The sequence below is a fragment of the Streptomyces griseoluteus genome (assembly GCF_004784465.1).
GTDB lineage: Bacteria > Actinomycetota > Actinomycetes > Streptomycetales > Streptomycetaceae > Streptomyces > Streptomyces griseoluteus.
The window spans coordinates 394,455-418,441 of record NZ_SRRU01000009.1 but is presented as its reverse complement, the minus strand read 5'-3'; the positions used below and the strand labels follow the sequence as shown (position 1 = coordinate 418,441).

General features: G+C 70.6%; 17 protein-coding genes. 8 read left to right on the top strand and 9 right to left on the bottom strand.

Annotation, left to right across the window (positions count from 1 at the left end):
• Window positions 1–673: 673 nt before the first annotated feature.
• On the bottom strand, window positions 674–973 hold the full coding sequence (locus E5082_RS25225; RefSeq protein WP_135793527.1) for a hypothetical protein: 300 nt from the start codon (window positions 971–973) through the stop codon (window positions 674–676).
• A 378-nt stretch (window positions 974–1,351) separates the two neighbouring features.
• On the opposite strand from E5082_RS25225, the gene E5082_RS25220 reads away from it, so the two are divergent.
• Both E5082_RS25220 and E5082_RS25215 read left to right on the top strand, forming a co-directional pair.
• Complete coding sequence (locus E5082_RS25220) at window positions 1,352–1,906, top strand: DinB family protein (RefSeq protein WP_135793526.1); 555 nt, start codon at window positions 1,352–1,354, stop codon at window positions 1,904–1,906.
• 150 nt (window positions 1,907–2,056) lie between these two features.
• Window positions 2,057–2,431: a VOC family protein gene (locus tag E5082_RS25215; RefSeq protein ID WP_135793525.1), complete on the top strand. Its 375-nt coding sequence runs from the start codon at window positions 2,057–2,059 to the stop codon at window positions 2,429–2,431.
• A gap of 51 nt (window positions 2,432–2,482) precedes the next feature.
• Here the strand turns inward: E5082_RS25215 and E5082_RS25210 are convergent, their stop codons facing one another.
• Entirely contained in the window at window positions 2,483–5,032 is a 2,550-nt protein-coding gene (locus E5082_RS25210) for a glycoside hydrolase family 32 protein (RefSeq protein WP_135793524.1), read from the bottom strand.
• Between the two features lie 405 nt (window positions 5,033–5,437).
• On the opposite strand from E5082_RS25210, the gene E5082_RS25205 reads away from it, so the two are divergent.
• The 4 genes from E5082_RS25205 to E5082_RS25190 all read left to right on the top strand — a co-directional run bounded on the left by E5082_RS25205 (window position 5,438) and on the right by E5082_RS25190 (window position 9,494).
• A complete protein-coding gene (locus E5082_RS25205; RefSeq protein WP_135793523.1) occupies window positions 5,438–6,460 on the top strand; it encodes a sugar ABC transporter substrate-binding protein in 1,023 nt (340 codons plus the stop codon).
• Window positions 6,461–6,582: 122 nt separating this feature from the next.
• The gene (locus E5082_RS25200) at window positions 6,583–7,578 is read left to right on the top strand and encodes an ABC transporter permease (protein WP_135793522.1); all 996 of its coding nucleotides are present in this window, start codon (window positions 6,583–6,585) and stop codon (window positions 7,576–7,578) included.
• On the top strand, window positions 7,575–8,411 hold the full coding sequence (locus E5082_RS25195) for an ATP-binding cassette domain-containing protein (RefSeq protein WP_135793521.1): 837 nt from the start codon (window positions 7,575–7,577) through the stop codon (window positions 8,409–8,411). Before E5082_RS25200 ends, E5082_RS25195 begins: the two co-directional genes overlap by 4 nt.
• Before the next feature lie 57 nt (window positions 8,412–8,468).
• Window positions 8,469–9,494 (top strand): LacI family DNA-binding transcriptional regulator, encoded by a 1,026-nt coding sequence (locus E5082_RS25190; RefSeq protein WP_135793520.1) that lies wholly within the window; start codon window positions 8,469–8,471, stop codon window positions 9,492–9,494.
• Here E5082_RS25190 and E5082_RS25185 read toward each other — a convergent pair.
• Complete coding sequence (locus E5082_RS25185; protein WP_135793519.1) at window positions 9,478–9,756, bottom strand: glutaredoxin domain-containing protein; 279 nt, start codon at window positions 9,754–9,756, stop codon at window positions 9,478–9,480. The two genes, E5082_RS25190 and E5082_RS25185, sit on opposite strands and share 17 nt — an antisense overlap.
• A gap of 87 nt (window positions 9,757–9,843) precedes the next feature.
• Window positions 9,844–13,125, bottom strand: coding sequence for a TIM-barrel domain-containing protein (locus tag E5082_RS25180; protein WP_229918751.1), 3,282 nt, complete (start codon window positions 13,123–13,125; stop codon window positions 9,844–9,846).
• Window positions 13,126–13,414: 289 nt separating this feature from the next.
• Here E5082_RS25180 and E5082_RS25175 point away from each other — a divergent pair, with 289 nt between their 5' ends.
• Complete coding sequence (locus E5082_RS25175; protein ID WP_135793517.1) at window positions 13,415–15,259, top strand: glycoside hydrolase family 76 protein; 1,845 nt, start codon at window positions 13,415–13,417, stop codon at window positions 15,257–15,259.
• A 23-nt stretch (window positions 15,260–15,282) separates the two neighbouring features.
• Here E5082_RS25175 and E5082_RS25170 read toward each other — a convergent pair whose 3' ends face one another.
• From E5082_RS25170 to E5082_RS25150, 5 genes are all read right to left on the bottom strand, one after another.
• The gene (locus E5082_RS25170) at window positions 15,283–16,305 is read right to left on the bottom strand and encodes an ABC transporter permease (RefSeq protein ID WP_135793516.1); all 1,023 of its coding nucleotides are present in this window, start codon (window positions 16,303–16,305) and stop codon (window positions 15,283–15,285) included.
• The gene (locus E5082_RS25165) at window positions 16,305–17,270 is read right to left on the bottom strand and encodes an ABC transporter permease (protein ID WP_135793515.1); all 966 of its coding nucleotides are present in this window, start codon (window positions 17,268–17,270) and stop codon (window positions 16,305–16,307) included. The genes E5082_RS25170 and E5082_RS25165 overlap by 1 nt, the downstream gene beginning before the upstream one ends.
• On the bottom strand, window positions 17,263–18,828 hold the full coding sequence (locus E5082_RS25160) for a sugar ABC transporter ATP-binding protein (protein WP_135793514.1): 1,566 nt from the start codon (window positions 18,826–18,828) through the stop codon (window positions 17,263–17,265). Before E5082_RS25160 ends, E5082_RS25165 begins: the two co-directional genes overlap by 8 nt.
• Window positions 18,829–18,897: 69 nt before the next feature.
• Entirely contained in the window at window positions 18,898–19,980 is a 1,083-nt protein-coding gene (locus E5082_RS25155; protein WP_135793513.1) for an ABC transporter substrate-binding protein, read from the bottom strand.
• A 158-nt stretch (window positions 19,981–20,138) separates the two neighbouring features.
• Complete coding sequence (locus E5082_RS25150; protein ID WP_135793512.1) at window positions 20,139–21,176, bottom strand: LacI family DNA-binding transcriptional regulator; 1,038 nt, start codon at window positions 21,174–21,176, stop codon at window positions 20,139–20,141.
• Window positions 21,177–21,390: 214 nt separating this feature from the next.
• Here E5082_RS25150 and E5082_RS25145 point away from each other — a divergent pair, with 214 nt between their 5' ends.
• A complete protein-coding gene (locus E5082_RS25145) occupies window positions 21,391–23,976 on the top strand; it encodes a PA14 domain-containing protein (protein ID WP_135793564.1) in 2,586 nt (861 codons plus the stop codon).
• The last annotated feature ends 11 nt before the right edge of the window (window positions 23,977–23,987 follow it).

The following is a 23,987-nucleotide window of genomic DNA, read 5'->3' as shown; positions in this document are numbered from 1 at the left end:
ATCGCCACATCGGCCTTCCACACACATCGCACTCCACGGGCGGATACTCACACGCTTCCGTGTGCGGCCCCAACCCGCTGACACGGCGCGACTTATCAAACACCCCCGACGGGACAAAACGCTCTTTCAGTTCCAGGCGGTCCTGGACGCCATCCGCGTGCCGCGGATTGGGCCGGGCGGCCCGCGATCCCGGCCGGACACGGTTCGCGCCGACCGAGCCTACGGCTCCCGCGCGAACCGCGCCTACCTGCGCGGACGCTGTGCGCGGTGCACCATCCCGGAGGCCGCCCGGCGAAGTTCCACAAGGACGACTACAAACAACTGCACGCCGTCAAGTGCGGGATCAACCGGCTGAAACGCCATCGCGCGGTCGCCACGAGGCACGACGAACCTCCGGCGCCGGTGATGAGGCTCTATGAATGCCCCACCAGCTGCTGCTTGGCCGCGGAGGCTCTGTCAGTGCCTGCTGCCATCCTTCTTCGGTGATCAGTGAGTACGAGAAGCTGCTGGCGGGGCTGGACGATGAGAAGGTTGCAGGTTCGAATCCTGCCGAGTGCACAGCTGACCAGAGGCCCTAAGGATCACTCCTTAGGGCCGCCTCAGTCGGCGCGTAGTGCTCCGTCCGGGTCCGTTGAAGAAGCGGGGATACCTGCGCCGGGCCAGAGGGTGCGCGTCAGACGGTCGCGGCCAGCCAGCCGATGGTTTCGGTGGTGTGCTTGCCGTCGCTCTTGGTGGCGCCGGCGTACACCTCGTTGAGACGGATGAGGAAGCCTGTGTTGGTGACGTCGTGGACGCGGATGCCCGGCGTCTCCGGACCGTTGAAGGTCTGGGTCAACGGGAAGACGACGACGTTGGACCCCGGCGGGAACGGGCTGGGGAACGTGACGCGCGTGAAGGTCGAGGTGTTACCGCCGCTCGTCTCGATGGGGTCGTCGGACCTCAGGTCGACCTTGCCGGTCTGGATGAAGCTCATGGTCGGATTCCTTCATGTGAGGGGTACGTTGCCTGGCCGTTTTCGGCGGCCGACGGGAGGCTTGTCACTAGACCGGCCCCCTATGCCGAAGTCCCGCGAACGAGTGATCGCATTTCGGACAGCAGCTGACCGTGCGCTTCCTGACGTAGCTCGGCTCCATAAAACGATTTCCGCATCCTCAACCGGGGCTTTCCCACCGCCCTAATCACCCTGCAGGGCGCACGCCGCGATGAGCGGGATCGCGGCTCCGGTCGGCAGCCAGCGGGGGATGCGCCGGCCTCGTACTGCCGGACCCCCAGAGCGAGCAGAGGCACGCCGACGACGCCGACGGCATAACTCGGTGGCGCCGAAAGGCAGTTACCCGCCAGCATGCAGCCCATGACTGAGCAGCCCGCGCGATGGACCGAGGCGACCGTCTACCCCGACATGTGGACCGATCCGGACAACGACCCTCGTGAAGGACCGAGCCCGGAGGGCGAGTTGGCGACTCTCCAGGACTATCTGTCCAGCTACCGCCTCACCCTGCGGATGAAGTGCGAGGGCCTGGAGCCGGCGCAGCTCGCGCTCCGGTCGGTTCCGCCCTCGACCATGTCGCTTCTCGGGCTCGTCCGGCATCTCGCCGAGGTTGAGCGGGACTGGCGGAACTGGATCAGTGAGGGTGAGCCGCTGCCGAAGCTGTACGGGGTGCGGGACGCGGACTTCGAGGGTGCCGTCGGCGAACAGGCCGTGGTGGAGCAGGCGTTCCACGACTTGGAACGGGAACAGGCGGCCACGGACGCCGCGTTGGCCGAGCACGCCGATCTGGGAGCGCGTGTCGGCAAGGAGAACATCGCCGTGCGGGAGCTGTTGGTGCACCGCGTCGAGGAGTACGCGCGTCACTGCGGGCACGCCGATCTGTTGCGGGAGCGGATCGACGGGAGGGTGGGACAGTGAAGCCGCCACCCTGTAATCTCCCCCACGTGAACACCGGATCGGCGTCGAGCCACGCACAGGACGGTCAGCCGGTGGACGGCTGACTGCCCGGGGGCCTCCGGGACGCGCGTATGTCATCGCGTCCGAGTCAGAGCCCACCGTGAGGTCAGTATGTCCGTAACGTTCAACCACACCATCATCGCCGCCAAGGACCGTGAGGAATCGGCCCGGTTCTTCCGGGAGTTGCTGGAGGTGCCGGAGGCGCCGTCCTGGGGGCCGTTCGTGAATGTGCAGCTCAGTGATGGGGTGCTGCTCCAGTTCGCCGAGCCGCCGGTCGACATCCAGATGCAGCACTACGCGTTCCTCGTCGACGACGAGCTGTTCGACCGGGCCTACCGGCGGCTCCAGGACGGCGGGGTCGTGCACTGGGCCGATCCGCAGATGCGGCGGCCCGGCGAGATCAACCATGAGCACGGCGGGCGGGGTGTGTACTTGAAGGACCCCGCCGGCCATGCGATCGAGCTGATCACCCGGCCGTACCTGTAGCGAGCCGGCCGGGCACCCCCCGCGAAAGGCGCGGGGTGCCCGGCCACACCGTCACTGCCGGTACGACCCCACCTGCCGCACCGTCACCCGGTCCAGCTTCACCGAGCCCTCCTCGGCGAACACCCGCACCCCGTCGGAGGCGGGGTCGGGGAACATCAGGTCGGTGATGGTCGCCTCGCCGTCGCCCCCGTACACCTCGACCGAGGACCAGTCGACGAGTATCCGGAGCCGGACCTTCCCGTCGTGCGGCTTCAGCGGGGCCCGCTGCACTCCGGGGAACGACGGACTGAAGTCCGTCACCCCGGAGTGGGTGCGGTCGACATACATCTCGCCGGCCGTGCGGTCGTAGCCGACGACCGTCTCCTCTCCCCCGCTTCCCGTGCGGACCTTGAGGCCGAAGCGGGCGGCGTCGCGGACGGAGAAGGTGGCCTCGATGTCGAGGGCGTTGCCCTTGGCGGGGAGCGGGCGGGAGGTGCTGATGAGGGTGAGGCCGGTCGTCGTGGTCGGCTGTCGCCACAGGGTGGAGAGCGCCGGCACCGGTTCGCTCATCAGGCGGGCGCGGCCGTCGACGGTGCGGAGGGTCAGGCGGCGGGGGACCGTCTGGGCGCTGCGCCAGGGGGTGGTGGGGGTGGCGCCGGCGTAGTCGAGGCCGGCCATCCAGCCGATCATGTACCGCTGGCCGTCAGGAGCGTCGTTCCAGGTCACGGCCGCGTAGTGGTCCTTGCCGTAGTCGACCCAGGAGGCGCGGTCGACGGCGGATCGGGCGGGGGCCCGGGCCGCCGTGAAGCTGTCGGCGAGGATGTGGCCCCAGCCGCCGGTGTTGCGGTCGACCAGTTGGATGCGCGCGGTGCGGCCCTGGTAGGGGCGCAGGTCGAAGGAGGCCCAGTCCATTGCCTCGCTGTCGGGGCCGGTGACACTGCGGACGGTCTGGCCGTCGATGACCATGTTGACGGCCGTCTCCTGGGTGAGGGGCTCGGCGCGGGTGTCGGAGAGGACCAGGTGGTCGACGTTGAGATGGCCCCAGCGGCCGGTGTTGTCGTCCACGATCCGGATGCGGGCCCGTTTGCCTCTGAGGTCGCGGACGTCCCAGGATGCCCAGTCGAGCGCTTCGGCGTCGCGGCCGGTGGTGGTGCGTACCGTGCGGCCGTCCACGACGAGTTCGACGGCGGTGCGGTTGGCGGAGGCGGCGGAGTGGTTGCCGCCGCCGACGAGGAAGTCCAGGTAGTCCCTGTCGAGGGTGAACTCGGGTGAGGTGAGCGTGCCGGTGGCGGTGTCGCCGCCGCGGTAGGTGTTGACCAGGCCGTCGCCGAGCCAGCCGGAGACCTGCTGCTGATCGGGGAGGGTGCCGGTGGCCGGCGCGGTGCCGAAGGCGTCGCCGGTGGCGGTCCAGTCGCCGTACGTGCCGCCCTCGAAGTCGGCGAGGACGGTGCCCTCGGGGGTGGGTCCGCGGTCCACGGCGGTGCCGGGTTCGTGCGGGTGGCGGCCGCCGCCGACCTTGAAGTTGAGATACGGGGTGCTCACCGTGAAGCCGGGTGAGGTGAGGGTGCCGGTGCTCGGGTCGCCGCCGTGGAAGCTGTTGGCCAGGCCCTTGCCGTCGAACCCGGTGACCGTCTGCTGGCCGTCCACCGCCCCGGACGCCGGTCCGCCGCCGAAGGCCGTGCCGGTGGCCGTCCAGTCACCGAACCCGGCCCCCTCGAAGTCCTGGACCACGGTGCCGGACGGCGGGGTGTAGCTGCCGTCGTCGTCCGGGGTGAACCGGGTGCCGTCGAAGTCACCGGTGAAGTACTGGGTGCCCGAACCGCCGGCTACCGCACCGGGGTTGACGTTGGTGACCAGGACCCACTTCACCTGGCGCGGGTTGCCGTCGACGGCGAGGGGGAAGAGGTCCGGGCACTCCCAGACGCCGCCGGTCGCGCCCGCCGGGCCGAAGTCGCTCAGCAGCTTCCAGTCCTTGAGGTTCTTGGAGGTGTAGAAGCGGACCTTGTGCTCGGTGGGCAGCGCGACCGTCATCAGCCAGCTCTTGGTCGGCGCGTACCACTGGACCTTGGGGTCGCGGAACTCGGTGGAGCCGATGTCCAGTACGGGGTTGCCCTGGTACTTGGTCCAGGTGCGGCCGCGGTCGGTGCTGTAGGCGAGGGATTGGGCCTGCTTGCCGCCGCTCTTGAAGGCACTGGTGTAGACGGCGACCATCGGCGGGTTGCCCGGCGTGCCGAAGCCGCTGGTGTTGTTCCGGTCGATCACCGCGCTGCCGGAGAACACCATCTCCTTGTCGTCGTGGGAGAGGGCGAGCGGGAGCTGTTTCCAGTGCACGAGGTCGGTGCTCACCGCGTGGCCCCAGGACATGTCGCCCCAGGAATTGCCGTTGGGGTTGTACTGGTAGAAGAGGTGGTATTCGCCCTGGTAGTACACGAGACCGTTGGGGTCGTTCATCCAGTTCCGCTCGGGGGTGAAGTGGAACTGGGGGCGGTAGGTCTCGGTGTAGGGCGGTGTGTCGGCGGCGGCCGCCGGCGGGGTGAGCGAGGTGGCCGCCAGGGCGCAGGCGGACAGTGCCGCCGCGATCAGCCAGGCGCGGGCGTGCCGCGCTCCACGTACGGAGCTCATGACATCTCCTGTGCTGCGGTCGGCCCCGCGGCGGAGCGTGACGCGCGGGGCGCACGGGTCCGGGAGGAGGTGGGCGGGCCGCCGGTGCCGTCGTCACTGGCGTCGGCGGGAGATGTCATCGTTGACTCATGTCATCGATGACAGCGAGCGGGTGCGTCGATGATGCGGCAGGGACAGGGGCGCGTCAACGGTTCGCGCGCAGGCGTTGGTTGGCCGGTTCAGGGCGAGCGGCAGAAGCCGCTTACGTTGCCGATTTGTGACAGGTCCAGGGCATTGACGGCGCCCCGAGGGGCCGTCCATAGTCCTCGCCATGCCGTGTCAACGATGACATAAGTCAACGATGACACCTCGGGACGGCATGCTCCGATGCCGGCCGCGCCGCTCGCAATCCCGCAGGAGTCGTTCATGTCTCGCAATCCTCGCCCGCACCTGTCCCTGCTGAGAGTCGCCGCGTGTACGGGCGCCCTGGCCCTGGCCCTCACGGCGTGCGGCTCCGGCTCCGGGTCGGAGTCGGCCAAGTCGGGTTCGGGCGGCGTCAAGGTCGGGCTGATCACCAAGACCGACACCAACCCGTTCTTCGTGAAGATGAAGGAGGGCGCGGAGCGGTCGGCCAAGGAGAATGGCGCCCAACTCCTCACGGCCGCAGGCAAGTTCGATGGGGACAACGCCGGTCAGGTCACCGCGATCGAGAACATGGTGGCGTCCGGGGTGAAAGGCATCCTGATCACGCCGAGCGACTCCAAGGCGATCGTGCCCGCCCTGGCGAAGGCCCGCGCCAAGGGCGTACTGGTGATCGCGCTGGACACGCCGACCGAGCCGCAGAGCGCGGTGGACGCGCTGTTCGCCACGGACAACCTCAAGGCGGGCGAGCTGATCGGCGAGTACGCCAAGGCCGCCATGAAGGGCAAGAAGGCGAAGATCGCCACGCTCGACCTGGCGCCGGGCGTCTCGGTGGGCGTACAGCGGCACGACGGGTTCCTCAAGGGCTTCGGCGTCGGCGCCAAGGACCCCTCCGTGGTCTGCTCCCAGGACACCGCCGGTGACCAGACCAAGGGACAGACGGCGATGGAGAACTGCCTCCAGAAGGAACCGGGCATCAACGTCGTCTACACGATCAACGAGCCCGCCGCACTGGGTGCTTACACCGCGCTGAAGGCGAAGGGCCGGGAGAAGGACGTACTGATCGTCTCCGTGGACGGCGGCTGCACCGGCACCAAGGCGGTCAAGGACGGCAAGATCGCGGCGACTTCGCAGCAGTACCCGCTCAAGATGGCCGCCGAGGGCGTGAAGGCGGTGGTGTCGTACGCCAAGGACGGGAAGAAGGCGTCCGGTTACACCGACACCGGCGTCACCCTGATCACCGACAAGGCGCAGGCCGGGGTTGATGCGAAGGACACCGCGTACGGCCTGGACAACTGCTGGGGCTGAGCCCCGGTTCCCCCGACCGGGCGGCCGGCCCGGCCACTCCCCCGCCGGTCCGGCCGCCCCCCTTCCCTCGCGTCCCCTGAACAACTCGACTTCCGGCAAGCCCTTTTCGACAAGGACGTCGTATGACCGCCACGACCACGCCGTACGCCGGGCTCACCACGCCGAGCACGGCGCGCCGACTGCTCACGGCTCCCACCACCGGTCCCCTGGCCGCCCTCCTGATCGCCTGTGTCTTCTTCTCCTTCTCCACCGACCAGTTCCTGACCGGCGGCAACTTCTCGCTGATCGTGCAACAGGTCATGGTCGTGGGCACGCTCGCCATCGGGCAGACCCTGATCATCCTGACGGCGGGGATCGACCTGTCGTGCGGGGCGGTGATGGCTTTCGGCAGCATCATGATGGCGCGGATGGCGGCCGAGGGCTCACTGCCGCCGCTGCTCGCCATCGGTCTGGGGCTGCTGGTGTGCGCCGGATTCGGGCTGCTGAACGGGGTGTTGACGGAGAAGATCCCGCTGCCCCCGTTCATCGTCACCCTCGGCATGCTGAACGTGGCGTTCGCGCTGACCCACATCTACTCCAAGGAGCAGACGGTCACCGAGCTGCCCGGCCCGCTCACCGCGCTCGGCGGCACCTTCCCGCTCGGCCACACCGACATCACCTACGGATCGCTGGTCACCATCGCCCTGTTCCTGCTGTTCGCCTACGCGCTGAGCGGCACCGGCTGGGGCCGGCACGTGTACGCGCTCGGCAACAGTGTGGAGGCGGCCCGGCTGAACGGCGTCCGCACCTCCCGGCTCACCATCGGCGTGTACACGGTCGCCGGGCTGCTGTACGGGGTGGCCGCGCTGCTGCTCGTCTCCCGTACCGGCGTGGGTGATCCGCAGGCGGGGCAGACGGACAACCTCGACAGCATCACCGCCGTGGTCATCGGCGGGACCTCCCTGTTCGGCGGCCGCGGTTCGGTGCTGGGCACGTTCATCGGTGTGCTCATCGTCGGGGTGTTCCGCAACGGCCTCCAGCTGATGGGGGTCGCGTCCATCTACCAGACGCTGATCACCGGGGTCCTGGTGATCCTCGCGGTGACCGTCGACCAGATCTCCCGGAAGAAGGCCCGATGACCACCGCCGACTCTCCCACGCCCGTCCTCCAGGCCCGCGGTCTGGTCAAGCGCTACGGCCAGGTGACCGCCATCGACGGCGCCGACTTCGATCTGCTGCCCGGTGAGGTGCTGGCGGTGATCGGGGACAACGGCGCCGGGAAGACCAGCCTCATCAAGGCGCTGACCGGGGCGATCGTGCCGGACGCGGGCGAGATCCGGCTGAACGGCGAGCCGATCCGGTTCACCGGACCGCAGAGCGCCCGCGCGCACGGCATCGAGACGGTCCACCAGGATCTCGCGGTCGCCGCCTCGATGGACATCGCGTCCAACATGTTCCTGGGCCGGGAGCTGCGCCGGCCCGGCGTGCTGGGCAGTGTCTTCCGGATGCTGGACAAGAAGCGGATGCGGCAGGAGGCCGCCGAGCACATGGCCGATCTGAAGATCGGGCTGCGCTCGCTCACCCAGGCCGTGGAGACGCTCTCCGGCGGACAGCGGCAGGCGGTCGCGGTGGCGCGGTCGGTGGCCTGGGCACGCAGTGTCGTGGTGATGGACGAGCCGACGGCCGCGCTCGGTGTGAAGGAGTCCGGCCAGGTGCTCGACCTCATCCGGCGGGTCCGGGACAGGGGGCTGCCGGTGGTGCTGATCAGCCACAACATGCCGCACGTCTTCGAGATCGCGGACCGCATCCATGTGCACCGGCTGGGGCGGCGGGCGGCGGTGATCAAACCGTCGGAGTACTCGATGGCCGAGGTCGTCGCCATCATGACCGGGGCGCTCACGGTGGACGGGAGCGGAGGTACGGTCGTCGCGGACTCCGAGGCCGCGAAGGCCGCCGGGGTCCAGGCCACCTGACTTCCACGGCCCGGGAGTTCCCGGCCGGAGCCGACCAGCACAGGAGACATGTCCCGCATGGCCGCGAACCGCCGCCCCACCCTGGCCGATGTCGCCCGCGAGGTCGGGGTGAGCGCCAAGACGGTCTCCCGTGTCCTCAACGAGGACGGTCCCGCCTCGGCGCGGACCCGGGAGCAGGTGCTCGCGGCCGTGGCGCGGCTGGGCTTCCAGCCGAACCTGATGGCCCGCAACATCCGGGTGGGCGGCCCGGACACCACGATCGGGCTGGTCGTGCCCGACCTCGGCAACCCGTTCTTCGGGGCGGTGGCGGGCAGCATCGAGGACCGGGTGCGCGAGCGGGGGCTGACGCTGCTGATGGGGTCGTCGGCCGACGATCCGGACCGGGAGCGGGCGCTGACGGACAAGTTCCTGGCGCGCCGGGTCAGCATCCTGATGGTGGTGCCGTCGGTGGGTGCCGACCACGCCCATCTGCGGCAGCACCGGGCCGTGGGGCTGCCGGTGGTGTTCGTGGACCGGCCGGGCTCGGGGCTGGCGACGGACTGCGTGGTCAGCTCCAACCGTGAGGGCGCCCGCGCCGGGGTGACGCATCTGGTGGGGTACGGGCATCGCCGGATCGGGTTCGTCGGTGACCTGCCGACGCGGCTCTACACCCGGCGGGAGCGGCTGGCCGGCTACCGGGAGGCGCTGCGGGACGCGGGGCTGCCCGACGACCGGCTGCTGATCGCCAGCGCCCACGACCAGCACGACGCGGGCGCGGCGACGGCCCGGCTGCTCGCCCTCCCCGACCCGCCGACCGCGCTGTTCGCGGGCAACAACATCGTGGCCCTCGGCGTGGTGGCGGAACTGGCCCGCAGCGGGCGCAAGGACGTGGCGGTGGTCGCGTTCGACGACGTGGCACTCGCGGAGGCGCTGGAGCCCGCGCTGACGGTGGTGGCCCAGAACCCGGAGGAGATCGGCCGTACGGCGGCCACCACGGCCCTGGCCCGCCTCGACGGCGACCGCTCCCGCGCCCGTACGGTCACGGTGCCGACCCGGCTGATCGTGCGGGGGTCGGGCGAGCAGCGGGTCAGCGCGCCGGCTTGAGCAGATGCGGGGCGTGCCGGCGTACGGCCTCGCGGATCTGCCTCATCGACGGGTTGACCATCGCGTTGCCCGCCACGGTGACGGTCGGGACGGTCTCGTTGCCGTCGGCCACCATGCGGACGTACCCGGCCGCGTCGGGGTCGCGCCAGATGTTGACCTCGGTGCGCGGGAGCCGGGCCAGCCACAGGCGGAGCCGGAGTCTGATGCAGAACGGGCACAGCGGCCGCCAGTAGACGACCACGCCGTCCCGGTAGTCGGTCACGGTCTTCCCCTCGGTCGGCGTCGTTCGTTCCGAGCGTAGTGGAGGGCCCGCGCGGACATCGCGGGCCCTCCCGCCTTTCGGCTATGGCTAGTTGAAGCTGACGGTCACCGGTTGACGGACGCTCGTCCTTGGGGTGGTGATCGTCAGGGTGTGGGTCTCGGCGTCCCACTGCCAGGCGGAGGGGGCGAGGGGGGTGCCGTTGGAGGTGACGTGGGCCGGGGGCTTGGTGAGGCCCTGGAAGGTGACCGTCCACGTGCGGCGGCTCGGAAGGCCTTGGTAGGTGCCCCTGGTGGGGGCGATGCGCAGGGTGTGCCCCGTGTAGCTGACGCGGGTGGTGGCCGAGCGGTGCCGGGCGGGGGTGCTGACGCCGTCGTCCTCGTAGAGGGTGAAGGCGCCCGGTGCCCCGGTGGCGACGGTGAGGCCGGCCCGGTCCAGCGGGGTGCCGGAGTCGTGGGCGGCGTTGCCGGTGCGGGTGGCGACGATGCCGCCGGCGCGGACGAACACCGGCATGGTGTCCAGCGTGGTCGTCACGTCGTACGAGGTGCCGCCGGCGCCCGCGGTGTAGGTGCGGCCGGTGAAGTAGTCGGTCCAGGTGCCCTCGGGGAACCACACGGAGGTGGTGGTGCTGGTACCGGGCGTGGTGACCGGGGCCACCAGCAGGTCGGGCCCGTACAGGTACTCGCTGCCCGCCCTGGTGTAGGCGGCCTCGTCCTCGGGGTGGTCCAGGTAGAGCGGACGGACGATGGGGACGCCGGTGGTGGTGGCCTGCTGGGCGAGGGTGTACGTGTACGGGACGAGGGACTCGCGCAGCCGGAGGAACTTGGCGGCGGAGTCGCGGGCCGCGTCACCGTACTGCCAGGGCAGCCGGTCGCTGTGGTTGCTGTGCAGGCGGTCGATGGGCTGGAAGGTGCCGAACTGGACCCAGCGGGCGTACAGGTCGTCGGGCAGCTTGGTGGTGCGGTGGGTGCGGCCGTCGTCGGTGGTGTAGGTCTCGGCGCCGGGGATGCCGTGGCCGTCGTTGTGGCCGCCGATGTCGTGGCTGATGGCGGCCATGCCGGTGGCGGCGGACTCGCCCGGTGTGTAGCCGACCTCGGCGCTCAGGGTGCCCCAGGTGGAGGCGGTGTCGCCGGAGAAGTGGAGCGTGCTGCGCTTGTCGGCCCAGGGGCCGGTGGGCAGGCCGACGCCGCCGCTGTAGCCGCCCGCCTGGAGGGAGCCGTAGGCGCGGGAGAGCACGAAGGCACGCTCGGCGGTCTCGGCGGTCAGACCGGCGTACTTCTGGTTGATCCAGGCGTCCGGGGTGACACCGGGCTGGGAGGAGCGGGAGGCGTCGCAGCACCAGTCCAGCCACCAGAAGTCGTTCCCGGCGCGGTCGAAGGGCCGGTGCAGATCGAGGTACGCCTTGAGCTGGTCGGGGTCGCCGAAGTCGAAGGTACGGCACTCCGAGCCGGCCGAGCCCGCGCAACCGCCCTTGCTCAGCTTGCCCTTGGCGGTCTGCTGGGCCCCGGCGTACTGCGGGTCGGACTCCAGGATGCTGGGGTGCACGTTCAGGGTGTTGTGCAGGCCCTGCGCGGTCGACCAGTCGAAGAAGCCCTTGGGGTCGGGGTACTTGGCCGGATCGAAGTTCCAGCCGCTCCAGGTGTTGGGCGCCTTGAAGTCGGTGTCGGTGACGAGCACGTCCAGCGGGACGCCGGCCGCGCGGAAGGCGGGCAGGATGGTGTCCTGGTAGTCCTTGGCGGTGCGGTCGATGTACTCGGAGTACCAGACGCCGTAGGCCCAGCGGGGCAGCAGCGCGGGCGGGCCGGTCAGGGTGGCGAGGTCGGCGAGGCCCTGCTTGTAGTCGTGGCCGAAGCCGAAGAGGTAGCCGTCCTGGTAGGGCTTCCCGGCGTGTCCGGCGCGCGGGGTGGCCTTGCCGGTGCGGGCGTCGTAGACCGCGGAGGGCGTGTCGTCCAGCAGGTGCCAGCCGTCACGGTGCAGCAGGCCGGGGGTGGTGCGGGGGCTGGGGTCGTGGTCGCCGTCGAGTCCGTCGAGGCTGCGGCGGTAGCCGCCGAGGGCGAGGTGCGGCTCGGGCGCGGGGTCGGCCGTGGCGGTGACGCCGAGGGTGTCGACGTTGACGTGGCAGCTCGTGGCGTCGGGGCAGGCGAGGGTGATGTCGTTGGCGCCGGCCTTCAACACGACTGTGGTGGAGGCGGTCTGCCAGGAGTCCCAGTTGTCGGTGGGGTCCAGGGTGAGGGTCGCGGGGGTGCCGGTGCCGGGACGGACCTCCATGGTCCGCTTCTCGTGACGGCCGTCGCCGCCGGTGCCGTTGGCGTAGCGCAGGTGGAGGCGGTAGGTGCCGTCGCGGGGGACGTCGACCACGCGCCGGGTGAGGGAGGCGTCCTTGTTCAGCTCGGCGGCGAAGCCGTCGCCGGAGTTGCCCCGGTGGTCGGTGGCGATGACCGCGGAGCCCGCGAGGAGGCCGTCCTCGGCCTCGCAGCTCGTGCCGAACGCGCACGCGGGGACGGCCGTGCGGTCGCGCGCCGGGTAGCCGGCGCCCGGCTTCACCAGAGCCGCGCTGTCGATGTTGACGTTGCCGGAGTCGGCGGCGGTGCGCTGGAGCCGGACGGTGTGGGTCCCGGCGCCCAGCGTCAAGGGCAGTCGGGCCACACCCCAGGTGTTCCAGTCGGCGGTGGCCGGGAGGCTGAACGTCCTGTTCGCACCGCCGTCCACGCTGAGGCTGAGGGTGCGGGTCTCCCGGCGGCCGTCCGAGCCGACCGCGTTGGCATAGCGGACGGCGTAGTCGTAGGTGCCGGCCTCGGGTGAACGTACGTCCGTGGTCAGGGAGTTGTTCGTGACGTCGAAGCCCGCGAGGAAGCCCTTGCCGGTGTACCCGGTGTGGTCGGTGGCGACTCCGGGGCCGTCGTGGAGCTGGCCCTCGGCCTCGCACAGGGCGCCCACCGCGCAGTCGGGGCGCTGCCAGGGGCTCGCCTGCACCTGCTTCTGCCCGGCCTTCAGGCGCACGGTCAGATTCTCGGCGGTGAAGGGACCGGAGCCCACCTTGTAGCGCAGGGTCAGCGCGCTGGTGGTGACGGTGAGGACGCCGTCCTTGACGGAGGAGGTGTAGGCGGGCGGGGTGAAGGCGCTCCGGCCGATGGCGTTGAAGGTGGCGCTGTCCTCGAACTTGTCGTCCCCGGCGTACTCGGTACGGATCAGGGTCGGGGACAGCACCTGGAACCGGGCGCCGGACACGGTCACGGTGGCCGAGCGCGCCTTGGCGGCCGGGGTGGCGGCGTCGGCGCCGACGGGGGCGAGCGCGACGCCCGCGCAGGCCAGGACGAGGGCGATGACCGGTCCGCGCGGCGGGCGGAGGGTACGGGGGAAGGGTGGTCGCACGGCACGCTCCAGGGGGCGGTGGCGCTCTCGCGAGCGCGACGGACATGCGGAGACGACGGCAGCACAGGTGCGATACAACGTTGTAAACACGGCTCCCCGGCATGAGACCACGCTCCGCTTTCCGGTGTCCAGATCCGGAACGGACAGCGTTGTCAGAGTAGTTGGCGTGAAGCGGGCGCGACGCGTGTGCCGTCCGGTTCCGTCTGTGGCTGTTTTTGATGCTGTACAGCCCTCCCCCGCGGTGCTGTCGTGCAACTGACTGGGCCTGTTCAACGTTGGAGGACTCGCCATGCCGGTTCACAGACCCCGCTTCCTCGGCGCACTGCTGGCCCTCGCCCTCGCGCTCGGCGGAGTGCTCGCGCTCCCCTCCCCCGCCCACGCCGCGTCGGCCGTGTGCGCGCTGTCCTGCGACACCCTCGATCCTTCCAAGGCACGCCAGGAGTCGTTCCCGATGCCGGACCGGACGGTCAACGGCCGCCTGCTGAGGCTGCATGTCTCCGAGCCGGACAGCATGGCCTGGGCCAGCGTGGACCAGGGCAAGCAGGGTGACGCGGTGTGGCTGGACCGCTCCTGGGACCGGGGCGCGAGCTGGGACGGGCTGCTGGGCAAGGCGAGCATCCCCGCGTCGTGGACCGGCACCCGGACGCTGATGTACAACGTCACCGATCCCGTGGGCCACCGGCGCGGCTGGGTCCGGGCCTGTGCGGACGCGGCCGGGGTGACCTGCACGGACTGGTTCCGCCCCCGGGTGTGCGACGGCACCTCCTGCGACGGCGCCGACCCCGCCACGGCGGCCCGCGACGAGCGTCCGGTGCCCGCGACCACCCTGTACGGGCGCACCATCAGCCTGCACATGGACCAGGCCGACGGGCTGGCGTGGGGCGTGGTGGAGAACGGCGGCGCGGGCGACGAGATCTGGCTGGACCGCTCCTGGGACGAGGGCGCGAGCTGGCCGGAGGGCTCCTCGCTCGGCCGGACCAGCGTGCCCTCCGGGGCGTCGTCGACGCGCACGGCGATGTTCGCCACCCGGGACCCGCGCGGGCTGCTGTACGGCGGTGCCGTGCGCGCCTGCGGCCGCGAGTCCGCGCACCAGGACGGGAGCTGTACCGCCTGGGCGCGCCCGGCACCGACTCGGGCGCGGGGCGCGGCGGACGCCCTGATGGCGTCGTACCAGACCAACGAGGGCTGGTGGAGGAGCAGTTGGTGGAACTCGGCGGTGGCGCTGACCTCGGTCGTCGACTTCGCGCGGGCCACCGGGACGCACGACTACGACTGGGCGGTGGCGCGTACCTTCGAGCAGAACAAGGGGATCTTCCCGGCGGGCGGACGCTCTTCGGACCCGGTGGAGGGGCACTTCATCAGCCGGGCCGTGGACGACGCGGCGTGGTGGGGGGTCGCGTGGGTGGCGGCGTACGACCTCACGCACGAGCGGCGGTATCTGGACGAGGCGGTGACCATCACCGACTACGTGCGCGGGTTCTGGGACACCAACACCTGCGGGGGCGGGGTCTGGTGGAACCGGGAGCGCACCTACAAGAACGCGGTGACCAGCGGCCTGTATCTGTGGCTGACCTCGGCGCTGCACCAGCGGCTGACCGGGGACACCGTGTGGGGCGCGCGGGCGGTGACGGCCGGCGACTGGTATCTGGGCAGCGGGCTGATCAACAGCTCTGGGCTGGTGAACGACGGGCTCACCTCCGGGTGCGCCAACAACGGCCAGACAGTGTGGAGTTACAACCAGGGGCTGGCGATCGGCGGCTTCACCGAGCTGTGGCGTTCGACCGGCAGCAGCCGCTATCTCGATGCCGCGAAACGGCTGGCGGACGCGGCGCTTTCCTCTGCGGCGCTGACGCGTGACGGGGTGCTGACCGAGTCGTGCGATGTGGGCGGCGCGAGTTGCGACGACAACCAGAAGCAGTTCAAGGGCGTGTTCGTGCGGCATCTGGCGGATCTGGCGGCCGCCACCGGCTCGTCGGCCTACCGCGCGTATCTGGTGCGGCAGGCCGACTCGGTGTGGGCCAGGGACCGGGACCCGCTGAACCGGCTCGGCCAGCGCTGGGCCGGCGGGAGTCCGAACCAGGCGGACTGGCGGACCCAGGCGAGCGCGCTGGCGGCGCTGACCGCGGCCGGGTGAGTCCTGCGGGCTCCCGGGGGCGTTCAGCCGACCCGGCGCCGCCTGGCCAGCCAGGTCTGGGCGACGACGACGAGGACCAGGAACGCCCCGCTGACCACCTGCTGGTAGGCGGAGTCGAGGGAGCCGATCTGGTTGATGACGTTCTGGATGACCTTGAGCAGCAGCACGCCGACGAGGGAGCCGCTGACGTAGCCGAGGCCGCCGGTGAGCAGGGTGCCGCCGATGACGACGGCGGCGATGGCGTCCAGCTCCATGCCGTAGCCGAGGATGGTGACGCCGGAGGCGAGGTAGGCCGCGTTCAGCGCCCCGGCGAGGCCGGCCAGCAGCCCGGACAGGGTGTAGACGCTGATCTTGGTGCGGGCGACCGGGGCACCCATCAGCGCGGCCGCCTGCTCGTTGCCGCCGACGGCGTACACCCGCTGCCCGAATTGAGTGCTCCGCAGCAGCACGGCACCGCCCACGAACAGAACCGCCGTGATCCAGACGGGAGTTCCGATGCCGAGCGGCTTGCCCTGGCCGAGGGAGGCGAAGACGGAGTCCGGGTCGACGAGGAAGGTGTCGGCGCCCTCGTCGGTGATGGCCAGCATGAGCCCGCGCGCGGCCAGCATCGAGGCGAGGGTGACGATGAACGGCGCGAGCCCGGTGCGCGCCACAAGCAGCCCGTTGACGAGCCCGATCGCGGCGCACACCGCCAGCGGCAGCAGCAGCGCGACGACCGTGCCGTACTGGGAGCCCCAGGCGGCGAGGACTCCGCCGAGGACGAAGACGGAGCCGACGGAGAGGTCGATGCCGCCGCTGACGATGACGAAGGTCATGCCGAGGGCGACGGTGGCCAGGAACGACGACGAGATCGCGATGTTGCCGAGGTTGTCGCCGGTGGCGAAGGAGTCGAAGGACAGCGAGGCCACGGCGGCGAGGGCCACGAGGGCGACCAGGGCGCCGTGCCGCTGGGCGAGTGCGGCCACCCGGTCGCCGCGCCGGGCGGTGTCGCCGGGGGCGGGCGCGGTCCGTCCGGCGGCCGCGGGGTGTTCCTTGGTGCTGGGCATCACCGCTTCCCCCTCTCCCGTGCCGCGTACACCGCGAGCACGATCACCACGGCCTGGGCGATCTGGGTCCAGGACGAGGGCAGGTCGTGTTTGATGAGGGTGGCCGTCAGGAGCTGGATGAGGACGGCGCCGGCCACCGTGCCGCCGATGCGTACGCGTCCGCCGGTGAGCGGGGTGCCGCCGACGACGACGGCGGTGATGGCGGACAGTTCCATCAGGTTCCCCAGTGAGCTGGGGTCGCTGGCCTGGAGCCGGGCGGTGGCGAGGAATCCGGCGACGGCGGCGAGGACGCCCGAGCAGACGTAGACCGTGATCAGGACCCGGTGCACCGGGAGTCCGGCGAGCTGGGCGGCGGGGCGGCTGTCGCCGATGGCGAGGAGGCGGCGGCCGAAGGTGGTCCGGCGCACCACGAAGCCGACGATCAGGGCGAGGGCGGCCGCGATCAGCGCGAGGTAGGGGATGCCGGCCACGCTGCCGGAGCCGAGGGTGGCCATGGCGGGGTCGCGCACGTCCTTGAGCTGGGGCAGCAGTACCAGGGCGATGCCCCGGCCGCCGACCATGAGGGCGAGCGTGGCGACGATGGGCTGGACGCCGACGAACGCGATGAGCGAGCCGCCCGCCAGGCCGATGACGGCGCCGCCGATCAGCGCGGCCACCAGGGCGAGCCAGGGTCCGTAGCCGAGGTAGAGGGAGGTGACGGAGGTGGCCAAGGCCATCACGGCGCCGACGGAGAGGTCGATGCCCTCGGTGCCGATGGCCAGCGCCATGCCGAGGGCGACGATCAGCACCGGGGAGACCTGGACGGCCTGGGTGCGGAAGTTCTCGCCGGAGACGAAGTGGTCGGTGAAGAACACGTTGAACAGCAGCAGGACGGCGAGGCCCAGGTAGACGCCGTAGTTCTGGAGCCAGCCGACGACCGTGGACCGGTCGGGCAGCGTCCTGTTGTCCAGGGCGAGTTCAGTCATGGCGGGGCGTCTCCTCCTCGGCGGCCTCGGCGATGGCCCGCAGGAGCTGGTCGGCGCCGACCTCGTCCCCGGTCAGCTCGCCGACGACCGAGCCGTCCCGGAGCACCACCACCCGGTCGGACCCTTCGATGAGTTCCTCCACGTCGGAGGAGATCAGCAGCACGCCGAGGCCGTTCCCGGCGAGTTCGTCGATGAGTTTCTGCACCTCGGCCTTGGCGCCGACGTCGATGCCGCGCGTCGGCTCGTCCAGCAGCAGCACCTTGGGGTGCATGGCCAGCCAGCGGGCCAGCAGCACCTTCTGCTGGTTGCCGCCGGAGAGTTCGCCGACCTTCTGGTGGGGGCTCGCGGCCTTGATCCGCAAGCGTTTCATGAAGGTGTCGACCACGGCGTCGACACGGGCCTCGGAGACGAGCCCGAAGCGGGACATGCGGGGCAGTGCGGCGAGCGCGATGTTCTCCCGGACGGACAGTCCCGGCACGATCCCCTCGGACTTGCGGTCCTCGGGCAGCAGGCTGATCCCGGCCCGGATCGCGGCGGCCGCCGACCCGGTGCGTACCGGCCGCCCGTCCACGGTGACCTCTCCCCCGCCGAGCGGGAGGGCACCCGCGATGGCCTTGGCGGTCTCGGTACGCCCCGAGCCGAGCAGTCCGCCGAGTCCGACGACCTCACCGGGCCGGATGTCGAGCGAGACGTCGTGCAGTTGGTGGCGCCGGTCCAGGTTGCGCGCGCTGAGCACCGGTCGGGACCCGGCGTCGTGACTGCCGCTGAACTTGGTGACGCCCTCGGCGCGGACCTCGCTGGTCTCGCGGCCCAGCATCAGGGAGACCAGCTGCAGGCGGCCGGTCTCGGCGAGGGGGCCGGTGTGCACCAGGCGGCCGTCGCGGAGCACGGTGACCGTGTCGCAGATGGCGTACAGCTCGTCCATGCGGTGGCTGACGTAGAGCACGGCGATGCCCTGTTCGCGCAGGCGCCGGATGACGCCGAACAGGGTCTCCACCTCGCGGGGTTCGAGCGAGGAGGTGGGTTCGTCCATGACGACCACGCGGGCGTCCACCGAGACGGCGCGGGCGAGGGCGACCATCTGCTGCGCCCCGACGCCGAGTTCGCGCAACGGGCGGCGGACGTCGATGTGGACGCCGTACTCGGCCATGGTCTCCTTCGCCTCGCGGTGCATGCGGGCGAAGTCGATGAGGCCGAGACGGGTGCGGGGCTCGCGGCCGAGGAAGAGGTTGCGGGCCACGCTCATCAGGGGGATGAGGTTGACCTCCTGGTAGATCGTGGAGATACCGGCGTGCTGCGCGGCGAGGGGGGTCGGGAAGGTCACCGCCTCGCCCAGGTGGCGCAGTTCGCCCTCGTCGGGGCGGTACACCCCGGTGAGGACCTTGATCAGGGTGGACTTGCCCGCGCCGTTCTCGCCGACCAGGGCGTGGGTCTGGCCCGCCCGCAGGGTGAACGTCACGTCGTCCAGGGCCAGTACACCGGGGAAGCGCTTGGTCAGGCCGGTGACGGCGAGGACTTCGTCGGGTGGTGCGGTCACGGCTGCTCTCCATGGGGTCATGGGCGACGTGCCTGCTGGGGCGCCGAGAGCCTTGAGGAGGGGCTCTCGGCGCCCGGTCGAAGTGGGCGCTCAGTACGCCTTGTTCAGGTCGGCCTTGGCGTTCGCCCCGGTGTACTGGCTGTCCTGGATGACGATGTCCTCGCCGACCGGCTTGCCCTGGGTGAAGGAGTCCAGGGTGGCGAAGGCCAGCGGCCCGAAGCGCGGGTTGGACTCGATGACGGCGCTGATCCAGCCGTCCGCGATGCCCTGTACGGCGTTGCGGGTGCCGTCGATGGTCACGATCTTCACGGCGCCGGGCTTCTTGCCGGCGCCCTTGAGGGCGTTGACGGCGCCGAGGCCCATCTCGTCGTTCTCGGCGTAGATCGCCTTGATGCCGGGCTTGGACTGGATGAGCTGCTCGGTGACCGACTGGCCCTTCTCGCGGGTGAACTCGCCGGTCTGCTTGAAGACGATCTTGAGTCCGGGCGCCTTGGCCTTGACGCGGTCCTCGAAGCCCTTGGTCCGCTCGGTGGTGACGTTGTTCCCGGCCGCGCCGAGCAGGATGGCGATCTCGCCCTTGCCGCCGGTGGCCTCGATCAACTGGTCGGCCGCACGCCGCCCCTGGGCGACGAAGTCGGAGCCGATGAAGCTGACGTAGTCCTTGCAGGGGGCCGCGTTGATCTGCCGGTCGATGGTGATGATCGGAATCTTCTTGGCCTGGGCGGACCGGAGCACCGGCTCCCAGCCGTCGGAGTTCAGCGGGGCGATGACGAGGAGCTCGGCGCCCTTGGCGATGAGGTCCTGCACATCGCTGATCTGCTTGGAGAACTGCGACTGGGCGTTGGCGGTGAGCAGCTTGATGCCGCGCTTGGACGCCTCGGCCTTGATGGAGGCCGTTTCCGCGATGCGGAACGGGTTGGCCTCCTTCTCCGACTGGGAGAAGCCGACGACGGCGTTCTTCAGGTCGAGCTTGTCGGCGCCGTAGTCGCCGATGGCGCAGGTCTTGCCGCCGCCGCTCCCGGCGACCTGCTTGCCCGCGTCGCCCGAGCTGCTCGTCTGCGCGGGGGCGGAGTTGTCGCTCTCGGACTTGGTGCAGCCGGTGACGAGCGCCAGCCCGGCGACGAGCCCCAGGGCGAGGATGTTTCTGGTGGTGGTGCGGGAGTGCGGCTTCATGCGGATTACCCCACTTCGGGACTGCGGAAGGCCGTCCGGCCGTGACCAGATCAGGATGCTTTTTACATCGTTGGAAGTGCCGTGTAAACACCCCGTGCGGGACGACACCGAACCGGTATCAGTGCCAACTGGGGCCTGAACAAGGGGTTTTGCGCTGGTCAGAACGAGTGCGGGCGCCGCCCGAGGGTGCTCTCCCGCTCCACCAGGGTGAAGCCGGGCTGGAGGAGGCGGGCGGCCCGGGGAGCCTCATGGTTCTGGTCGCCCTTGAGCCGGCCGACGACGGACTCGACGGCGAGCCGGGCGATGGCCTCCTTGTCGGGCGAGACGGTGGTCAGGGTGACGGCGGCGTACCGGGACTCGGTGACGTCGTCGAAGCCGACCACCGCGATGTCCTCGGGAACCCTCAGGCCCCGCTCGAACATCACCCGCATCGCGCCCAGTGCGACCAGGTCGTTGTAGGCGAACACCCCGTCGGGGCGCTCCCCGGAGTCCAGCAGTGCGGCCATGGCGCGGGCACCGTCCTCGTGGCCCCAGCCGCTCGTGGTGGCGACCAGCCGGTCGTCCACCGCCACCCCGGAGGCGGCCAGTTCGGCCTGCCAGCCGATGAACCGCAGGTGGGCGGGCTGGTGCGAGTGGTCCCGGCGGGCCCCGAGGAAGGCGATGCGGCGCCGGCCGAGGGCGAGCAGATGGCGTACGGCGGCGCGGGCGGCGGCGATGTTGTCGATGACGATGTGGTCGTAGGGCAGGTCGTAGCGGCGCTCGCCGAGCAGGACCAGGGGCACGTCGTCCCGGCGGGCGGCGAGGTCCTCGGTCTCCAGTTCCAGCGGGCTGAGGATCAGGCCGTCCATGACCCGGGCGCGGAAGCCCTGGCAGACCAGGATCTCCTGTTCGCGCTGGCCCTGGGTGTGGTCGAGCAGGACGGTGTACTCGTGCTGGGCGGCGGCGTCGATGACGGCGCCGGCGAGTTCCGCGAAGTAGGAGTTGCCGAGTTCCGGTACGGCCAGGCCGATGATCCCGGTGCGGCCCTTGCGCAGGTGACGAGCGGTCAGATTCGGCCGGTAGCCCAGCTCGTCGATGGCCGACTGGACGCGGGCCCGCATGGCCGGGGTGACGTGCGGATAGTCGTTGACCACGTTCGAGACGGTCTTCACGGAGACCCCCGCACGTTCGGCCACGTCCTTCAGACTCACGCGCATCCTCAGTCCTCCCACGCCTCGTGTCAGACACCTGGACAGAGCGCAGGAGGCGTGTTCTCATGCCAACTGCCCTTGTTTCCAACGTTATACAAGATGTGCTGGAGCTCGGGCAGAGCACGCACCCGCAACTCCGTTCCCCCCGGAGGTACTCGTGCCACCATCCTCTCGCCGCAGGTTCCGCCCGCACCGCTGGCTGGCCTCCGCGTTCACCGCTCTGACGCTCGTGGTCTCGGGCGCCGCCGCCTCCCAGGCGTACCCGGCGTCCCCGGCCGCGCCGAAGGCCGACGCCCCGGCCGAGGCCCACGGTCTCAAGGGTGAGTACTACACCCAGTCGGCGTCCGGAGCCTTCGACTTCGCCACGCTGAAGGCGACCGCCTTCGACCCCTCGCTCGACTTCCCCGACCTCGAACCGCGCCTGAAGGCCCGCGCCGGGCAGCAGGACGACGTGAGCGTGCGCTGGACGGGCCGGCTCACCCCGGAGAAGACCGGCGCGCACACCTTCTCGATCACCGGCGACAACGGCTTCCGGCTGTGGGTCGACGGCAAGGTGGTCATCGACCACTGGGTGGACGACTGGGACCGTGAGCAGAACTCGGCGCCCGTCACCCTGGAGGCGGGCCACGCCTACGACATCAAGGTGGAGTACTTCGAGCACTACGGCGGCTCCAACCTGCATGTGCGCTGGACGCCGCCGGGCGGTGCCAAGGAGGCGATCCCGCAGTCGGCGTTCAGCCTGCCGGACGGGTTCACCTACAACGGCCCGCTGGACTCGGCGATCCAGCCGGACGGCAAGACCCTGGTGCTGGACTTCGCCCAGCAGCTGGGGGCGCCCCCGGCCGGGTTCGACGACCACCTCGACATCGATGTCGGCGGCTCCGCCTGGCCGCGCGGCACCGCGCACCTGGACGCCTCCGACCCGAGCAAGCTGATCGTCCCGCTGACGGAGCCGGTGGTCGGCGGCCACGGCGGCTACGCGGACCTGCGCTACGACGGCAAGGGCGGCCTGACCGGCACCGACGGCGTGGCGGTCGCCGACTTCTGGAGCACCGGCAGCAACCACTCCACGTACCAGCTCCGCACTCCCTGGGCCGACAAGGTGAGCCCCACCAACGCCCATCCGGAGTATCCGCGGCCGCAGCTGACCCGCGACAAGTGGAAGAACCTCAACGGCACCTGGGAGTTCGCGGGCGCCGAGGCGGGCGAGCAGCCGCCCACGGGCAAGAAGAAGCTGGGCGAGAAGATCCTGGTGCCCTACCCCGTCGAGTCCCAGCTCTCCGGGATCGAACGGCACGAGGACCGCATGTGGTACAAGCGGACCTTCACCGTGCCCGCCGACTGGCAGGTGCACGGCACACGCCGTCTCCAGCTCAACTTCGACGCGGTGGACTGGCAGGCCGTGGTGTACGTCAACGGCAAGAAGGTCGGTGAGCACAAGGGCGGTTACGACCGGTTCAGCCTGGACGTCACCGACGCGCTGAAGAAGAACGGCGGCCTCCAGGAGCTGATCGTCGGCGTCTACGACCCGACCGACTCGGCGAACGGCGAGAACCCGCCGATGGGCAAGCAGCGCCTCGACCCCAGCGGCATCTGGTACACGCCCAGCTCCGGCATCTGGCAGACGGTGTGGATGGAGCCGGTCGGCCGGGACCGCGCCGAGGATGTGAAGACCACCCCCGACCTGGCGAACCGCTCGGTGTCGGTGAGCGTGCGCGGGGTGCGGGACGGCGTGCCGGTCACGGCCGTCGCCTACGACGGCGACCGCGAGGTCGGCCGGGCGAGCGGCACCGGCGGCAAGGCGTTCTCGGTCCCGGTCCCCCGCCCGCACCTGTGGACCCCGGACGACCCGCACCTGTACCAGCTCAAGGTCACCGTCGGCCGGGGCAACGGCACCGACCGGGTGGGCAGCTACTTCGGGATGCGCTCGGTCGAGGTCAAGACGGTGAACGGCAAGCAGCGCACCCTGCTCAACGGCAAGCCGGTGTTCCTGATGGCCACGCTCGACCAGGGCTTCTGGCCGGACGGCCTGCACACCGCGCCGACCGACGACGCCCTCGCCTACGACCTGAAGGTGCACAAGCAGCTCGGCTACAACTCGGTGCGCAAGCACATCAAGGTGGAGCCGGACCGCTGGTACTACTGGGCGGACAAGCTGGGCCTCATGGTCTGGCAGGACATGCCGGCGATGAACACGGTCAACCCGTCGGCGACGGCCCGTACCGAGTACGAGCACGAGCTGAAGGAGATGATCCTCCAGCACGACAGCCATCCCTCGGTGGTCATGTGGGTCACCTTCAACGAGGGCTGGGGCCAGTACGACCAGGCGCGGATCGCGGACTACGCCAAGTCCCTCGACCCGACCCGGCTGGTCAACAACATGAGCGGCCTGAACTGCTGCGGCGCGGTGGACGGCGGCAACGGCGACATCGCCGACGCCCACGGCTACCCGAGCCCGCAGGTCCCGCAGGCGGACGGCCGCAGGGCCCTGGTCAGCGGCGAGTACGGCGGCCTCGGCCTGGGCGTTCCCGGACACGCCTTCCCGGTCCAGATGACCTACGTCGGCGTGACCCCGGAGACGTACACCGACGTCTACCTCGACCGCCTGAAGGAGGTCGAGCAGCTCGCGGCCTGCAAGGGCAGCAACGGCGCCGTGTACACCCAGATCACGGATGTCGAGGGCGAGTTGAACGGTCTGCTCACCTATGACCGCAAGGTCCTCAAGGCCGACACCAAGCGGCTGCACGCCGCGCACGAGGCGCTGATCAAGGGCGCCGAGAACGGCACGCTCACCTGCACCTCCTGATGTACCGCGCG

What these genes read in the sequence shown, in the direction of transcription:
- E5082_RS25225 (WP_135793527.1), bottom strand. Translation starts at nt 973, where the DNA reads ATGAGCTTCATCCAGACCGGCAAGGTCGACCTGAGGTCCGACGACCCC.
- E5082_RS25220 (WP_135793526.1), top strand. Translation starts at nt 1,352, where the DNA reads ATGACTGAGCAGCCCGCGCGATGGACCGAGGCGACCGTCTACCCCGAC.
- E5082_RS25215 (WP_135793525.1), top strand. Translation starts at nt 2,057, where the DNA reads ATGTCCGTAACGTTCAACCACACCATCATCGCCGCCAAGGACCGTGAG.
- E5082_RS25210 (WP_135793524.1), bottom strand. Translation starts at nt 5,032, where the DNA reads ATGAGCTCCGTACGTGGAGCGCGGCACGCCCGCGCCTGGCTGATCGCG.
- E5082_RS25205 (WP_135793523.1), top strand. Translation starts at nt 5,438, where the DNA reads ATGTCTCGCAATCCTCGCCCGCACCTGTCCCTGCTGAGAGTCGCCGCG.
- E5082_RS25200 (WP_135793522.1), top strand. Translation starts at nt 6,583, where the DNA reads ATGACCGCCACGACCACGCCGTACGCCGGGCTCACCACGCCGAGCACG.
- E5082_RS25195 (WP_135793521.1), top strand. Translation starts at nt 7,575, where the DNA reads ATGACCACCGCCGACTCTCCCACGCCCGTCCTCCAGGCCCGCGGTCTG.
- E5082_RS25190 (WP_135793520.1), top strand. Translation starts at nt 8,469, where the DNA reads ATGGCCGCGAACCGCCGCCCCACCCTGGCCGATGTCGCCCGCGAGGTC.
- E5082_RS25175 (WP_135793517.1), top strand. Translation starts at nt 13,415, where the DNA reads ATGCCGGTTCACAGACCCCGCTTCCTCGGCGCACTGCTGGCCCTCGCC.
- E5082_RS25170 (WP_135793516.1), bottom strand. Translation starts at nt 16,305, where the DNA reads ATGCCCAGCACCAAGGAACACCCCGCGGCCGCCGGACGGACCGCGCCC.
- E5082_RS25165 (WP_135793515.1), bottom strand. Translation starts at nt 17,270, where the DNA reads ATGACTGAACTCGCCCTGGACAACAGGACGCTGCCCGACCGGTCCACG.
- E5082_RS25160 (WP_135793514.1), bottom strand. Translation starts at nt 18,828, where the DNA reads ATGACCCCATGGAGAGCAGCCGTGACCGCACCACCCGACGAAGTCCTC.
- E5082_RS25155 (WP_135793513.1), bottom strand. Translation starts at nt 19,980, where the DNA reads ATGAAGCCGCACTCCCGCACCACCACCAGAAACATCCTCGCCCTGGGG.
- E5082_RS25150 (WP_135793512.1), bottom strand. Translation starts at nt 21,176, where the DNA reads ATGCGCGTGAGTCTGAAGGACGTGGCCGAACGTGCGGGGGTCTCCGTG.